The sequence below is a fragment of the Microbacterium sp. PA5 genome, from assembly GCF_049860775.1.
GTDB lineage: Bacteria > Actinomycetota > Actinomycetes > Actinomycetales > Microbacteriaceae > Microbacterium.
On record NZ_CP187567.1, the window covers coordinates 1,638,759 to 1,652,515 of the forward strand.

A 13,757-nucleotide genomic window follows, 5' to 3' on the forward strand; every position below is an offset into this window, starting at 1 on the left:
TCACCCCGGGATGGGGCGGCCCGCGTAGTGTGGGGCCACCACGACAGGCAAAGGGCTCCCGTTGAAGATCCAGCATCCGTTCCGCACCGCGCTGATTGCCACCCTCGGCGTCGGCGTCGGCATCCTGCTCATCACCAGCGTGCAGACGCTCTCCACGGTCCTCCTCTACGTGGGCACCGCCCTGTTCCTGGCTCTCGGACTGGACCCCCTCGTGTCGTGGCTGGAGCGACGCGGCCTCCCGCGATGGGGCGCACTGCTCATCACCTTCGCGGCGGTCCTCGCCGCTTTCGCGGGAATCATCCTGATGGTGGTGCCGATCATCGTCGGGCAGATCAGCCAGCTCGTCACCGAGATCCAGAAGCTCGTCACCAGCGCCGTCGACCAGGAGTGGGATCCGATCACCGCGTCCAAGGACTGGCTGCACGACATCTTCCCGGCGCTCAACGTCGACCAGGTCTTCGAGTACCTCTCGGACTGGTACGCCTCGATCGACATCGGGAACGTCGGCACCATGGTGGGCGAGAGCCTCGTCACGATCGGCGCCGCGATCATCGCCGGGTTCACCGGCGCGATCATCGTCCTCATCCTGACGATCTACTTCACGGCCTCCACCCCGTCGCTGAAGGCCGCGGTGTACCAGCTGGTGCCCGCCTCCAAGCGCGCGCGGTTCATCGACCTCTCGGAGCAGATCACCGCATCGGTCGGCTACTACGTCATGGGGCAGGTCTCGCTCGGCGTGATCAACGGCGTTCTCAGCGCCATCTTCCTCTCGATCATCGGGGCCCCGTTCCCGGCCGTGCTCGCCGTGATCGCGTTCTTCTTCTCGCTGATCCCGCTCGTGGGCACCCTGACCGGCTCGGTGATCATCGTGCTCACGTGCCTCATCCCGGGGCTCGGATCGCCGCTGACGGCGCTCGTGGCCCTCATCTGGTACGTCGTGTACATGCAGGTGGAGGCGTACCTGATCTCGCCGCGGATCATGAACCGCGCCGTCTCGGTGCCCGGAGCCGTGGTCGTGATCGCCGCGCTGGCAGGTGCCTCGCTCGGCCAGCTGCTCGGAGCGCTGGTGGCGATCCCCGTCGCCGCCAGCATCCTGATCATCTACCGCCAGGTCGTCATCCCGCGTCAGAACGAGCTCTGACGCCCGGCCCGGGCGCGTTCAGGCGTCCGGCCACTCCGTCGCGAGGGGCAGGGCGTCGGGGTTGACCGCGGCCACGATCTCGGTGAGCACGCGGCGGGTCTGGTTCTCCCCCACCCACAGGTGCTTGCCGCCTTCGACCGCGATCACGGTCGCGTGGGGAATCGAGGCGAAGCGCTCTCGCGCCGCGTCGGGACGCAGATAGTCGTCGAGCTCCGGTACGACCACCACCACGGGGCGGTCGACCTGTGCCCAGGCGGCGACTTCCTCCGCGCTGGCGCGATGAAGCGGCGGAGACAGCAGGATGATCCCCTCGATGTCGTGATCGCGTCCGTACTTGAGGGCGAGCTCGGTGCCGAACGACCACCCCACGAGCCAGGGCCGGGGCAGTCCTCGCTCCTGCACGAACGAGACAGCCGCCGCGACGTCGAACGACTCGGCACCGCCCCCGTCGAAGTGCCCGCCGCTGGTCCCGCGCGGCGACGTCGTTCCGCGGGTGTTGAAGCGCAGCACGGCGAGGTCCGCCTGCGCCGGCAGGCGGCCCGCCGCCTTGCGCAGGATGTGCGAGTCCATGAACCCGCCCGCCGTCGGCAGCGGGTGCAGGGTGACGAGCGTCGCCACCGGCGGACGGCTCTCGGGAAGAGCCAGCTCGCCGACCAGCGTCACCCCGTCGAGCGTGTGCAGCTCGATGTCCTCGCGCCGCGCCGGCAGCAGGACCGGTCCCCTGATCTCCATGTCAGCCGATCCTCCAGCAAGCGGTGTGCCAATGACGGCGCGCGGCGAGGTCCGCCGCGTCGCCCAGGACTCCGTCGGCGCGCCACACGACGACGTGCGCGGTCCCGACGCCGACCTCGCGCCCGCATCCCGGGCAGGTGTACGGCTTCTGCGCCTGCGCGGCGCTCACCGGCTGAACGGTCCACTCGACGCCGCGCCGGGTCTCCGTGCGCTTCCACCCGCTCAGCAGACGGGCGAACGCGTCGTCGGACGAACCGGCATCGTCACGCCGCCGGCGATGGGACCTCGGCATGCGTTCAGTACCAGCCCTTGCGCTGGGAATGATCCCAGGCACCGCACGGCGTGCCGTAGCGCCCCTTGATGTAGCCGAGACCCCAGGCGATCTGCGTTGCGGCGTTGGTCTCCCAGTCGGAGCCGGCGCTGGCCATCTTGCTCCCCGGAAGGGCCTGCGGGATGCCGTACGCACCGCTGCTCTTGTTGTAGGCGTTGACCCGCCAGCCGGATTCCTTCTTCCACAGCGCGACCAGGCAGGCGAACTCGTCGTCGCCCCACCCGCGAGCGGTCACCATCTCGTACGCCGTGGCCTGGGCGCTGCCGGGATCCGGGGAGACGAACGGAGGGGCCCAGCCGCTCGATCGGGACGACGAGCTCGACCCCGTCGACGTCGCCGTCGGGGTCGGCGTGGGCTTCGGCTTCGGCTTGACGTAGACGCTGTAGGTCATGTCGGCCCTGCCGAGGTCGTCGTCGGTGACGGTCGACGCGGCGATGTAGGCCTGAGCATCGGCGATCGAGCTGGCGTAGAGCGACACCGGATCGAGCTCTGCAGCCTCGGCACGCGGGCTCCCTGCTGTGAGCGGCAGCACGTAGCCGCCGGCGAAGGCAGCGGCGGCGAACACCGCGAACACCGAGAGCGCCCGGCGGCGGCGCGACCAGCGCGGCGGCTCGGACGAGCTGCGGTTCGATCTCGCGACGGCCCTCGACCGGTTCGCGAGAGACCGCCGTGTCACGGGGATCAGCTCGCCATCAGAAGTCACAGTGACAGCGATTCTACCCGGCGCTCCGGACCGTCGCCACGCCTCGCACGCCGCGCGCCCTCAACCGACCGCGAGCATGACCTCGATGACCGCATCGAGGACGGCGTCGACCTGCACCTCGTCGTAGCCGCCGCGCTGCATGCGGAAGGCGACCGTGCGCACCTGCTCGACGGTGAGGGACTCGCCCGACTCGAGATAGCGGGCGATGCGGTCGGCGACGATGTCGACCTCATCGACGCGGTAGCCCCAGCGCAGCCGGCTGACACGGCGGAATCTCTCCCGCTCGGGACGGCTCAGCCGGTCCAGCACCTCCTGCGCCAGCCGCCGGGACGACCCGACCCACTCCCGCGCGCCGGCCTCGGACAGCGCCTGCTCGCGCTCGCGCGCCGCGAACGCGTCCTCGATCCGCCCCATGGCCGCGTCCACGGCGTCGATCCGATAGCCGTGCTTGACGAGACGGAAGGCGGTGCGCCGGACATCGGCCGCTGTGAGCGGCCCCGCGGTGCCGTCCTCGAAGGATCGGCGGGCGGCGGCGAGGAAGTCGTCCACCTGCGCGGGGTCGTAGCCCTGGACGCGCCCGGTCGTCAGCGGGAAGGGGAGGACCGTGCTGTCCTGACTCATGCGGCCGCCAGCGGAGAGAGAAGGAAGTACATCGCCAGCGCGGTCGCCGCCGACGGGAGGATGGAGTCGAGGCGGTCGAGGACGCCGCCGTGTCCGGGAAGCCATGAGCTCATGTCCTTGATCCCCAGGTCCCGCTTGATCATCGACTCCCCCAGGTCGCCGACCGTCGCCGAGGCGAGCACCGCCACGCCGAAGATCACGCCGGCCCACCACGGGATCTGCAGCAGCAGCATGCCGATGGCCACGGCGGCGGCGATGGCCGCGGTGGCTGCTCCGGCGAAGCCCTCCCAGGTCTTCTTGGGGCTGATGCGCGGCGCCATCGGATGCTTGCCGAACGCGAGCCCCGACGCGTACGCGCCGGTGTCCGCCACGACGACGACCACGATCATGGCCAGCAGCCAGAACTCACCGCCGTCCTGACGCAGCAGCACGAGGGTGAGGCTGGCGAGGAACGGGACGTAGAGCGGAACGAACCCGGCCACCAGCACATCGGAGAGCACGTCGCCGTACCGGCGGCCGTCGCGGGCCGACATCTGCGCGACCATCCGCCACACCACGAGGAAGGCGACCGCCGCGAACGTGGTCACCCAGTGCGTCCAGTGGCCCTCGACGAAGCCCGCGACCATGATGATCGCGCCCATCGCCACCTGGGGCCACACATCCACTCGACGGCCCGCGCTCTGGAGGGCGCGCGAGAACTCGAAAACACCCAGGAGGCAGACCGGGATGGCGAAGATCAGGAACAGCCACTTCACCCACAGGAGCGATCCGAGCACCGCGGCGCCGATCGCCATGCCGCTGAGCGTGGCCAGCAGAAGATTGCGTCCCGTACGCGCGTTGATGCGCTCGTTCACGTGCTCGAAGTCGGCCCGCGCCTTCACGATCTGATGCTCGAACTCGGAGCGAGCCGCGCGCACGTGCGAGTGCAGCGCCGTGACCTCGACCTCGGCGGCACGGCGCGCCTCGGCACGCGTGCGCGGGGCGTCGCCCGCCCCGTGGTCGTCCGAGGGATCGTCGGTCATGGGTGCCTCACACCTCGAGGAGTTCAGCCTCTTTGCGCTTGAGCGCCTCGTCGATCTCGTCGACGTGCGCGCGCGTGATGGCGTCGAGCTCCTTCTCGGCCCGCGCGAGGTCGTCTTCGCCGACCTCGCTCTTGAGCGCGTCGAGCTCGTCCTTGGACTTGCGCCGGATGCCGCGCAGGTGCACCTTGGCGTCCTCGCCCTTGGAGCGCACCAGCTTGACGTACTCCTTGCGGCGCTCCGCAGTCAGCTCGGGCATCGTGACGCGCACGAGATTGCCGTCGTTGGTCGGGTTCGCGCCCAGGTTCGGGGTGTCCCGGATGGCCTGCTCGATCGCCTTGAGCGCCGACTTGTCGTAGGGGGTGATCACGAGCGTGCGCGCCTCGGGGTTGTTCAGCGAGGCGAGCTGCGCGAGCGGCGTCGGCGACCCGTAGTAGTCGACGAGGATCTTCTGGAAGAGCTGGGGGTTGGCACGGCCGGTGCGGACGGTCGCGAAGTCGTCCTTCGCGGCCTCGACGGCGCGGTCCATGCGTGCGGTCGTGTCGGCCAGGGTCTCGGCGATCACGGTCACTCCATTCGTTGTTGCGTCGGTCCAGTCTAGTGCGGTGCAGGGCGCCGACTCAGACGGTGACGAGCGTGCCGATCGACTCGCCCAGCAGCGCGCGCGTCACGTTGCCGGCGGGCTCCATGCCGAACACGCGCATGTCGATGCCGTTGTCCATGCACAGGCTGAAAGCGGTCGAGTCGACGACCTTGAGACCCCGCTGCAGGGCGTCCCCGTAGGTGAGGCGATCGAGCCGGACGGCGTCGGAGTGCGTCTTGGGGTCCGCGGTGTAGACGCCGTCGACGCCGTTCTTGGCGACGAGGACCTCGTCCGCGCCGATCTCGAGGGCACGCTGGGCGGCGACCGTGTCGGTCGAGAAGTAGGGCAGGCCGGCGCCGGCGCCGAAGATGACCACCCGCCCCTTCTCCATGTGGCGCTCCGCACGACGGGGGATGTACGGCTCGGCGACCTGCGTCATCGAGATCGCGGACTGCACGCGTGTGGCGGCGCCCGCCTGCTCGAGGAAGTCCTGGAGCGCGAGGGCGTTCATCACCGTGCCCAGCATGCCCATGTAGTCGGCACGGCCGCGATCCATGCCGCGCTGGCTCAGCTCTGCGCCGCGGAAGAAGTTGCCCCCGCCGACGACGATCGAGATCTCGACCCGGTCCACCGCCGCGGCGATCTCGCGAGCGATCTGGCTGACGATGTCGGGGTTCACGCCCAGCTGACCTCCCCCGAAAGCCTCGCCGGACAGTTTCAGGAGGACGCGTCGGCGTCCGGTGGTCTCATCTGTCACGGGGTTCCTCTCGTCGGTTGCAGGATATCGTCCGATGGGCATCGAAAAGGGGCCCGCATCTTCGCGATGCAGGCCCCTGTTCGAACTTACGCGCCGACCTTGAAGCGGGCGAAGTCGGTGATGGTGATGCCGGCCGCCTTCGCGACCTGCGCGACGGACTGCTTGTTGTCCTTCGCGTAGTCCTGGTCGAGCAGGGCGACCTGCTTGAAGAACGCGCCGACGCGGCCCTCGACGATCTTCGGCAGGGCGGCCTCGGGCTTGCCCTCGTTGCGGGAGATCTCGGTGACGATCTGACGCTCCTTCTCGACCTCGTCCTCGGGGACGTCCTCGCGGGAGAGGTAGGTCGGGTTGGCGAAGGAGATGTGCTGCGCGATGCTGCGCGCCGTCTCGGCGTCGGAGCCGGTGTAGGCCACGACCACGCCGATCTGCGGAGGCAGGTCCTTGCTGGTCTTGTGCAGGTAGATCTCGAAGGCGTCGCCCGAGAGGGTGCGGACGCGGCGGAGCTCGACCTTCTCGCCGATGATCGCGGCCTCGTCGGAGATGAGGTCGGCGACCGTCTGCCCGTTCGCGTCGGCGGCGAGGGCGGCCTCGGCGGACTCGGCGCCCACTGCGGCGGCGGCGGCGAGCACCTTGTCGGCCAGCGCGATGAAGCGGTCGTTCTTCGCGACGAAGTCCGTCTCGGTGTTCAGCTCGATGATGGTGACCTTGCCGTCGACCTCGGCCGCGGCCACGAGGCCCTCGCTGGTCGAGCGGTCGGCGCGCTTGGCGTTGCCCTTCGCGCCCTTCAGGCGCAGGATCTCGACGGCCTTCTCGAGGTCGCCGTCGGCCTCCTCGAGTGCCTTCTTGGTGTCGACCATGCCCGTTCCGAGCTGCTCGCGGAGCGCCTTGATGTCGGCGATGGTGAAGTTGGCCATGGGTGGTGGCTCCTAGTCGTGGTGTCGTGCGAAAGCGGTGGTGATCCCGCTCGGCACCCGGCGTCGCGCGCGGGTGCCGAGCGGGCTCGGTGTCTGATTACTCGGCGGCCTTGTCGGCGGCCTCGTCGGCGGCGGGCTCCTCCGCAGCGGGCGCGGCAGCCTCGTCGGCGGCGGGCTCCTCGGCGACGGCCTCGGCCGGCTCCTCCGTGGCGGCAGGCTCGTCGGCGGCAGCGGCCTCGGTCGCGGAGCCCTGCTCGAGCAGCTCGCGCTCCCAGTCGGCCAGGGGCTCGGCGTCAGCGGACTCCTCGGTCGGCTGGTGACGCTGGATGAGGCCCTCGGCGGCGGCGTCCGCGATGATGCGCGTGAGCAGGCCCACCGAGCGGATCGCGTCGTCGTTGCCCGGGATCGGGAACTGGAACTCGTCGGGGTCGGCGTTCGTGTCGAGGATGCCGATCACGGGGATGCCGAGCTTCTTGGCCTCGTCGATGGCGAGGTGCTCGCGCTTGGCGTCGACGACCCAGATGGCCGACGGCGTCTTCTGCAGGTTGCGGATGCCGCCGAGCGACTTGTGCAGCTTGTCGAGCTCGCGCTTCTTCAGCAGGAGCTCCTTCTTGGTGAAGCCGCTCTCGGCCGGGTTGTCGAAGTCGAGCTCCTCGAGCTCCTTCATGCGGGCGAGGCGCTTGCTCACGGTCGAGAAGTTGGTGAGCAGACCGCCGAGCCAGCGCTGGTTGACGTAGGGCTGACCGACGCGGGTCGCCTGCTCGGCGATGACTTCCTGGGCCTGCTTCTTGGTGCCGACGAAGAGGATCGTGCCGCCGTGGGCGACCGTCTCCTTGGCGAACTCGTACGCCTTGTCGATGTACGACAGCGACTGCTGCAGGTCGATGATGTGGATGCCGGAGCGCTCGGTGAGGATGAAGCGCTTGACCTTCGGGTTCCAGCGCCGAGTCTGGTGTCCGAAGTGGACGCCGCTGTCGAGCAGCTGGCGAATGGTGACGACGGCCATGGCCGTTCTCCTGTTCTTTCGGTTGTTCCCGCGAACCGGATGGTTGCGGAGCCTGGTGCCCCGGCGCACACCCACTCCACCGCTGAGCGATGGAGACCTGGGGTGTGGATGCCGATGTGCGGGCACGCGTAGTCACCCCGACATGCGGAGTGCGCCTCCAGTGTAACAGCCACGAGGCCTCCTCCCCCGCGTGCGACGTCCGTCCCGCGTACACCGATCCGGGCCGCGCGGCGGCAGGGGCGACGCCTCTCCCACACGCTGTCCCCATGCGAACCTCTCTGCGCCCTCGACGTCTGGCCGGTGCCGTTCTCCTCGTCCTGCTCGGGGCGTCTCCGCCGTCCGCCGCGGGCGCGGTCCCGGACGAGATCGACCGCCACGCACGCGCCGCCGTGGTGAGCGGAGAGGAGGAGGCCCGCGCGCCGTGGCAGTGGCCCACCGCGCCCGTCCGCGTCGTGGCCGCGTACGACGCGCCCGCGCACGAGTTCGCCGCCGGCCACCGCGGCGTGGACGTCCTGGCTGCGGCGGGCACGCCGCTGCGTGCGCCGGCCGACGGCGTCGTCGTCTTCGCCGGCACCGTGGTGGACCGTGACGTGGTGACGATCGACCACGGCGACGGCCACGTGTCGACGCTGGAACCGGTGCACGCGGTCGTCCGCCGAGGCGCACAGGTGCGCGCGGGTGACGTGGTCGCCCGGGCCGCCGCCGGCGGGCACGCCGCGCCCGGCTCCGTCCATCTCGGCGTCCGCCGGCACGGCCGGTACATCGACCCCCTCGAGCTGCTCGGCCCGCTTCCCCGGGCCGTGCTGCTGCCGTGCTGCTGAGGTGGCGGGGCGGGGAGGCGATAACCGTCTCAGCCGGGCACGACCTCGTTGCGATCGCCGGTCACATCCGCGGAGCCGATGTCGGCGGCTTCCACCTCGTTGTCGTTGCCGACGATCACGAGGTCGCCGATATCACCGGCGACATCCCACGAGTTCCGGTCACCCCGCACGGCCGCGCGGCCGACCGACCGGAGGTCGAGCTCATTGTCCTGGCCCTCGAGCGTCACGGCCTGCAGCGTCCGCGCCTCGATCTCGTTCCCGTCACCGCGGATCCTGACGGTGGACACCTCGACGCCGGTCAGGTCGATGTCGAGTCCCGTGCCGGCGACGTCGACCCGCCGGCACGAGCCCGTCACGATGAACTCCTCGTCGACCCCCGCAAGGGTGAGCACACCGTCGTCGCACCGGGGCGGCGCCGTGGACGGCGAGGGCGAGACGGAGCCGCCGCCGCCCGGCGGAGCGACAGTGGCGGACAACGGCGGCAGCGCACTCAGCGCCGGTGCCGGCTCAGCGGTGCATCCGCTGACGAGGAACGCGACAGCCCCCAGAAGCGCGACCGATCGCCGTACCCGCGCGCGTTCGCCGGGACGGACGAAGGGGTGCGAGCGCATGCCGCCAGCGTAGATGCCCGCGGCGACGGCGTCAGGCACGCGGGTGCGCGAGCCGATACGTCGCGGTGAGCTTCTCAGCCGAGACGTGGGTGTAGATCTGCGTGGTACCGAGGCTTGCGTGGCCCAGCATCTCCTGCACGGTCCTCAGGTCGGCTCCCCCGTCGAGCAGGTGCGTCGCGGCGGAGTGCCGGAGGGCGTGGGGTCCGAGCGCGACCGCCCCGAGGTCGGGACCGACCAGCCGGTTGACCACGTCGTAGACGGCGCGCGGACCGACGCGGCCACCGCGTGCTCCCAGGAACAGTGCGCGGGCATCGCCCGCCGTCGTGTCGGCGCGCCGGGCGCGCAGAGCGGGACGGCCCCGTACGAGGTACGCGTCCAGTGCTCGCTGAGCAGGCACGCCGTAGGGGGCGATCCGCTCCTTGTCGCCCTTGCCCGTTACCCGGACGGTCGCGCGCTGCGGGTCGAGGTCATCGATGTCGATGCCGCACAGCTCCGACACACGCAGCGCCGAGGCGTAGAGGAGCTCGAGCATCGCCGAGTCCCGCAGGTGTACCGGATCGCCGTCGGCGGCGACCGCCCGCGCACGATCGAGCACGCCCGCCATGGTGTCCGCCGTGGCGACCTTGGGCAGGGATCGTCCGCGCTTGGGCGCCTGCAGGCGGATGCTCGGGTCATCAACCCGCAGGCCGGTCTCGACCGCCCAGGTGAAGAAGGCGCGCGCCGCCGCGGTCCGCCGGGCGATGGTCGCCCGCGCGTCGCCTCTCTTGGTCGCCACCCACAGCCATTCCCTGAGGTGCTCGAGGTCGACATCCTGCAGCAGGGCGACGCCGGTGACGGCAGCAAGGTCACGCAGGTCGGAGCGGTAGGCGCGCACCGTGGCGGGCGACAGACGCCGCACGGTGGCGAGGTGCCGCGCGAACTCGTCGGCGGCGGTGATCAGCTCCATGCTGTCCAGAATGCCGCGCCGCACCGGGGATGCCGTCAGGCTCACCGTGCAGGTGCGCACCATCCATCGCCCACCCGCCGCGCCGCCCCATCCAACGCCAGCAGACCGAGTGCGCTCTCGACGGCATCGATGTCCAGCCCGCTGCGGCGCGCCAGCTCCTCGGGGGTGCGGGCCGCGCGACCACTCAGCGCTTCCTGCACCCGGCTGAGGGTGTCGGCGCTGCTCCCGGGGTCTGCGGGGGTGCTCCTCCAGCCGATCAGTTCCCGCACGTCGTCGGCCGAGGTGATGCACTGCGCGGCGTACTCGCGGAGCAGGCGGTGGCATCCCGCCGACGTCGCACTCGTGATCGGACCGGGCACCGCGCCGAGCGGGCGCCCCAGCGCTGCCGCGTGGCCCGCGGTGTTCAACGACCCACTGCGCCACCCGGCCTCGACGACCACTGTCGCATCGGAGCCGGCGGCGATCAGCCGGTTCCTCGCGAGGAACCTCCACTTCGTCGGTGCCGCACCGCAGGGCGCCTCGCCGACGAGAGCTCCGCCCGAGGCGACCACCTGGTCGAGGAGGGCTCGGTGACCGGCCGGGTAGGCGCGGTCCACGCCGCCTGCCAGCCACGCGACCGTCACAGCTCCCGCCGCCAGTGCCGCCCGGTGCGCCATCCCGTCGATGCCGTACGCCCCGCCGGAGACGATCGAGGCCCTGCCGCGGCCGAGCTCCGCCGCCAGTTCCGCGACGACGTGCTCGCCGTAGGACGTCGCCGCGCGCGCACCGACGAGGGCGACCGTCGCCGCCGGGGCGACCACAGCGCTCACCTCGCCGCGCACCCACAGGCACAGCGGGGCGTGCGGACCGAGGTCGTCCACCCGTGCGGGCCATGGGCCGGCCTCGGGAGTGAGCACCCGCACTCCGGCCCGCTGCGCAGCCGACACCGCATGCGGCGCGTCGCCCGCCCGTGCACGCCAGCGGCGGACGGCGGCGTGCGCGGCCGCGGCATCGAGGCCGCAGCGCTCCATCAGCCGCTCGGAGCCACGCCGGTGGAGGACGAGCTCGAGCGCTTCTCTCGCACCGAGTGCACCCACCAGTGCCCCTGCCACTCCGTCGCCGGGCTCGGTGAGCGCCGCCCACAGCATGCGCGCGTCCAGTGCCTGCAGCCGGCCGAGGTCGTCGTCGGGCCGGGCCAGTCCCTGTGTCCGCCGGCGCACCGCCGCCTCACTCACGTCGATCACGTCGCCGTCGATCCCTTCTTGAGGAAGAGCGCACGCCCGATGTCATCAGCGCGGAGGTGCGCGCGGTCGTCGAGATCGGAGATGGTCCAGGCCAGCCGCAGGACGCGGTCATAGCCGCGCAGGCTCAGCGATCCGCGGCTGAGCGCGGCATCGAGCGGTCGGCGCACGTCCGCGGCCGGCGTGTCGGGGCCCGACCGCAGCCACGCGCCGCTGACCTCCGCGTTCGTGCGCCAGGGCGTCGCTCGCAGCCGGTGGGCCGCGCGTGCCCGCGCCTCGCCGACGCGGCTCCGGGCAGCGGCAGTGGTGACGACATCGCCCGCCGCCACCACGTGCGCGAGCGACACCCGGCGCAGCGACAGTTCGATGTCGACACGGTCCAGGAGCGGACCGCTGAGCCGGCCGAGATATCTCCGGATCGCCAGAGACGGGCAGGTGCAGACGCCTCCCGGCACGCCGTACTGCCCGCACGGACAGGGGTTCGTGGCGAGCACCAGCTGGAACCGCGCCGGGAAGCGAGCGCGAAAGCCCGCACGATGGATCTCGATCTCGCCCGACTCGAGCGGCTGCCGCAGGGCGTCGAGTGCGTGTGCGCCGTATTCGCCCGCCTCGTCGAGGAAGAGCACCCCGCCGCTCGCGCGCGCGATCGCCCCAGGTCGCACGGTGCGGCTGCCCCCGCCCACGAGCGCGGCGACACTCGCCGAATGGTGAGGCGCTTCGAAGGGCGGCGTGCGGGAGAGGACGGTGACCGGCAGGCCCGCGAGCGAGCGCAGCGATGCCGCCTGCAGGGCGGCCGTGTCGTCGAGGTCGGGGAGGATCCCGGGGAGCCGGCGGGCCAGCATCGTCTTGCCCGCGCCGGGCGGACCGGACATCAGGAGATGGTGCCCTCCCGCGGCCGCCACGACCAGCGCGTGGACGGCGTCGCGCTGGCCGATCACCTCGGCGAGGTCGGGAGCCGCACCCCCGGCCGACGGCGCGTCGTCTCGCGACGGCATCGGCACCGGCACCGGTTCCTGATCGACCTCCGCGACCTCGAGCCCGTGCAGGCGCGCGACATCCCGGAGATTGACCGCGCCGAAGACCTCCACGCCGTCGACCAACTCGGCCTCGGCGCGGCACGCGGCGGGAACCACGACGCGGGCGAAGCCCGCTCGCGCCGCCGCCGCGACGGCAGGGAGAATCCCCGGCAGCGGCCTAAGCCGGCCGTCGAGTCCGAGCTCGCCGAGGTGCACGGTGCGGGCCAGCGAACCGGCGTCCAAGGGCAGCTCCGTGGCGAGCGCGGCGATCGCGACCGCCACGTCGAGCCCCGTGCCGTGCTTGGGGAGGCCGGCGGGTGAGAGGTTCACGACGACCCGGCGCCGCGGGAGGGAGAGGTCGCTGTTGCCGCACGCATTGTGGACGCGCTGCTCCGCCTCGCCGATCGACTTGTCCGGGAGTCCGATGATGGTGAACCCCGGCGTCTGGGTCGACAGGTCGGCCTCGACCTCCACGATGTCGCCCAGCAGACCCGTGAGCACCACGCTCCACGTCCGGCCGAGGCTCACCGCAGGTCCTCAAGGTGCTCCAGCACCGCGGTCCGCGGATCCTCGCCCGTGATGCCGATGACGTCGAGACGGAGCCGTCGCCCCCGCGACGACTCCGGGTGCGCGCGCATCCACGCGTGCGAGAGCCGCCACAGGCGCTCGCGTTTGCGCGCGTCGACGGCGTCGAAAGGGTGCCCGAAGGCCTCGCTGCGACGGGTCTTCACTTCGACGACCACGAGATCGGAGCCGTGGAACGCCACGATGTCGAGCTCGCCCTGGGCACAGCGCCAGTTACGTGCGCGCACCTCGTACCCGTGTTCACTCAGATACCGCGCGGCGCGGTCCTCGCCCGCGCGACCGCGCACGTCCTTCTCAGCCATGCGCTCGATGGTGGCCCGCAGCGCCGGTGGCCGGCGCCCGCGGTGCGGCATCGGTGGAGACGCGTGGATCAGCCCCCGCTGTGGAGAGCCCGACGCGCCCGCGTCGTCAGGAGTCGAGCGAGAGCTCGTCGGGGATCTGGAAGTCCCGTCGCTGCAGTTCCTCGACGTTGACGTCCTTGAAGGTCAGCACACGCACCGACTTGACGAAGCGGTCCGCCCGATAGATGTCCCACACCCAGACGTCGGTCATCGAGATCTCGAAGTAGAAGTCGTGCTCGGTGTCGCGGCGGACGACGTTCACGTCGTTGGCGAGATAGAACCGTCGCTCCGTCTCGATCACGTACTGGAACTGCGAGACGACGTCGCGATACTCCTTGTACAGCGCCAGCTCGAGCTCGCGGTCGTAATCCTCGAAGACTTCGTCATCCATGGTGCGTCAATCCTATTGC

The 13,757-nt window shown here is 71.1% G+C and carries 17 protein-coding genes; 2 read left to right on the forward strand and 15 right to left on the reverse strand.

Going from position 1 to position 13,757, the window contains the following annotated elements:
- The first annotated feature begins 61 nt into the window (after window positions 1–61).
- Entirely contained in the window at window positions 62–1,141 is a 1,080-nt protein-coding gene (locus ACPWUT_RS07635; RefSeq protein WP_284527374.1) for an AI-2E family transporter, read from the forward strand.
- Between the two features lie 18 nt (window positions 1,142–1,159).
- Here ACPWUT_RS07635 and ACPWUT_RS07640 read toward each other — a convergent pair whose 3' ends face one another.
- The 9 genes from ACPWUT_RS07640 to rpsB form a co-directional block, all read right to left on the reverse strand.
- A complete protein-coding gene (locus ACPWUT_RS07640; protein ID WP_425836223.1) occupies window positions 1,160–1,873 on the reverse strand; it encodes an alpha/beta hydrolase in 714 nt (237 codons plus the stop codon).
- A 1-nt stretch (window position 1,874) separates the two neighbouring features.
- The gene (locus tag ACPWUT_RS07645) at window positions 1,875–2,165 is read right to left on the reverse strand and encodes a hypothetical protein (protein ID WP_284527376.1); all 291 of its coding nucleotides are present in this window, start codon (window positions 2,163–2,165) and stop codon (window positions 1,875–1,877) included.
- A 4-nt stretch (window positions 2,166–2,169) separates the two neighbouring features.
- A complete protein-coding gene (locus ACPWUT_RS07650) occupies window positions 2,170–2,907 on the reverse strand; it encodes a lytic transglycosylase domain-containing protein (protein WP_284527377.1) in 738 nt (245 codons plus the stop codon).
- 60 nt (window positions 2,908–2,967) lie between these two features.
- Window positions 2,968–3,528, reverse strand: coding sequence for a DivIVA domain-containing protein (locus ACPWUT_RS07655; protein ID WP_425836227.1), 561 nt, complete (start codon window positions 3,526–3,528; stop codon window positions 2,968–2,970).
- On the reverse strand, window positions 3,525–4,550 hold the full coding sequence (locus tag ACPWUT_RS07660) for a phosphatidate cytidylyltransferase (protein ID WP_425836229.1): 1,026 nt from the start codon (window positions 4,548–4,550) through the stop codon (window positions 3,525–3,527). The genes ACPWUT_RS07655 and ACPWUT_RS07660 overlap by 4 nt, the downstream gene beginning before the upstream one ends.
- Window positions 4,551–4,557: 7 nt before the next feature.
- Window positions 4,558–5,112, reverse strand: coding sequence for a ribosome recycling factor (gene frr / locus ACPWUT_RS07665; protein ID WP_284527380.1), 555 nt, complete (start codon window positions 5,110–5,112; stop codon window positions 4,558–4,560).
- Between the two features lie 55 nt (window positions 5,113–5,167).
- Complete coding sequence (gene pyrH / locus ACPWUT_RS07670; protein ID WP_425836232.1) at window positions 5,168–5,887, reverse strand: UMP kinase; 720 nt, start codon at window positions 5,885–5,887, stop codon at window positions 5,168–5,170.
- Window positions 5,888–5,973: 86 nt separating this feature from the next.
- Complete coding sequence (gene tsf, locus ACPWUT_RS07675) at window positions 5,974–6,801, reverse strand: translation elongation factor Ts (RefSeq protein ID WP_284527382.1); 828 nt, start codon at window positions 6,799–6,801, stop codon at window positions 5,974–5,976.
- A 97-nt stretch (window positions 6,802–6,898) separates the two neighbouring features.
- A complete protein-coding gene (rpsB, locus tag ACPWUT_RS07680) occupies window positions 6,899–7,807 on the reverse strand; it encodes a 30S ribosomal protein S2 (RefSeq protein WP_284527383.1) in 909 nt (302 codons plus the stop codon).
- 266 nt (window positions 7,808–8,073) lie between these two features.
- On the opposite strand from rpsB, the gene ACPWUT_RS07685 reads away from it, so the two are divergent.
- A complete protein-coding gene (locus tag ACPWUT_RS07685; protein WP_425836236.1) occupies window positions 8,074–8,628 on the forward strand; it encodes a murein hydrolase activator EnvC family protein in 555 nt (184 codons plus the stop codon).
- 29 nt (window positions 8,629–8,657) lie between these two features.
- Here ACPWUT_RS07685 and ACPWUT_RS07690 read toward each other — a convergent pair whose 3' ends face one another.
- The 6 genes from ACPWUT_RS07690 to ACPWUT_RS07715 form a co-directional block, all read right to left on the reverse strand.
- Window positions 8,658–9,239 carry a hypothetical protein gene (locus ACPWUT_RS07690; RefSeq protein WP_425836239.1) on the reverse strand — a complete coding sequence of 194 codons (582 nt, stop codon included), beginning with the start codon at window positions 9,237–9,239 and terminating at the stop codon, window positions 8,658–8,660.
- A gap of 31 nt (window positions 9,240–9,270) precedes the next feature.
- Window positions 9,271–10,185 carry a tyrosine recombinase XerC gene (locus tag ACPWUT_RS07695; protein WP_284527386.1) on the reverse strand — a complete coding sequence of 305 codons (915 nt, stop codon included), beginning with the start codon at window positions 10,183–10,185 and terminating at the stop codon, window positions 9,271–9,273.
- Window positions 10,186–10,226: 41 nt separating this feature from the next.
- Complete coding sequence (dprA, locus tag ACPWUT_RS07700; RefSeq protein WP_425836243.1) at window positions 10,227–11,408, reverse strand: DNA-processing protein DprA; 1,182 nt, start codon at window positions 11,406–11,408, stop codon at window positions 10,227–10,229.
- Window positions 11,405–12,949: a YifB family Mg chelatase-like AAA ATPase gene (locus ACPWUT_RS07705; RefSeq protein ID WP_425836246.1), complete on the reverse strand. Its 1,545-nt coding sequence runs from the start codon at window positions 12,947–12,949 to the stop codon at window positions 11,405–11,407. The genes dprA and ACPWUT_RS07705 overlap by 4 nt, the downstream gene beginning before the upstream one ends.
- Window positions 12,946–13,308, reverse strand: a complete 363-nt coding sequence (locus ACPWUT_RS07710) for a YraN family protein (protein ID WP_284527389.1) — start codon at window positions 13,306–13,308, stop codon at window positions 12,946–12,948. The genes ACPWUT_RS07705 and ACPWUT_RS07710 overlap by 4 nt, the downstream gene beginning before the upstream one ends.
- A 106-nt stretch (window positions 13,309–13,414) precedes the next feature.
- The gene (locus ACPWUT_RS07715; protein WP_144807996.1) at window positions 13,415–13,738 is read right to left on the reverse strand and encodes a DUF2469 family protein; all 324 of its coding nucleotides are present in this window, start codon (window positions 13,736–13,738) and stop codon (window positions 13,415–13,417) included.
- Between the last annotated feature and the right edge of the window lie 19 nt (window positions 13,739–13,757).

What these genes read in the sequence shown, in the direction of transcription:
- ACPWUT_RS07685 (WP_425836236.1), top strand. Translation starts at nt 8,074, where the DNA reads ATGCGAACCTCTCTGCGCCCTCGACGTCTGGCCGGTGCCGTTCTCCTC.
- ACPWUT_RS07695 (WP_284527386.1), bottom strand. Translation starts at nt 10,185, where the DNA reads ATGGAGCTGATCACCGCCGCCGACGAGTTCGCGCGGCACCTCGCCACC.
- ACPWUT_RS07645 (WP_284527376.1), bottom strand. Translation starts at nt 2,165, where the DNA reads ATGCCGAGGTCCCATCGCCGGCGGCGTGACGATGCCGGTTCGTCCGAC.
- ACPWUT_RS07655 (WP_425836227.1), bottom strand. Translation starts at nt 3,528, where the DNA reads ATGAGTCAGGACAGCACGGTCCTCCCCTTCCCGCTGACGACCGGGCGC.
- ACPWUT_RS07660 (WP_425836229.1), bottom strand. Translation starts at nt 4,550, where the DNA reads ATGACCGACGATCCCTCGGACGACCACGGGGCGGGCGACGCCCCGCGC.
- ACPWUT_RS07690 (WP_425836239.1), bottom strand. Translation starts at nt 9,239, where the DNA reads ATGCGCTCGCACCCCTTCGTCCGTCCCGGCGAACGCGCGCGGGTACGG.
- tsf (WP_284527382.1), bottom strand. Translation starts at nt 6,801, where the DNA reads ATGGCCAACTTCACCATCGCCGACATCAAGGCGCTCCGCGAGCAGCTC.
- ACPWUT_RS07640 (WP_425836223.1), bottom strand. Translation starts at nt 1,873, where the DNA reads ATGGAGATCAGGGGACCGGTCCTGCTGCCGGCGCGGCGCGAGGACATC.
- ACPWUT_RS07710 (WP_284527389.1), bottom strand. Translation starts at nt 13,308, where the DNA reads ATGGCTGAGAAGGACGTGCGCGGTCGCGCGGGCGAGGACCGCGCCGCG.
- ACPWUT_RS07715 (WP_144807996.1), bottom strand. Translation starts at nt 13,738, where the DNA reads ATGGATGACGAAGTCTTCGAGGATTACGACCGCGAGCTCGAGCTGGCG.
- rpsB (WP_284527383.1), bottom strand. Translation starts at nt 7,807, where the DNA reads ATGGCCGTCGTCACCATTCGCCAGCTGCTCGACAGCGGCGTCCACTTC.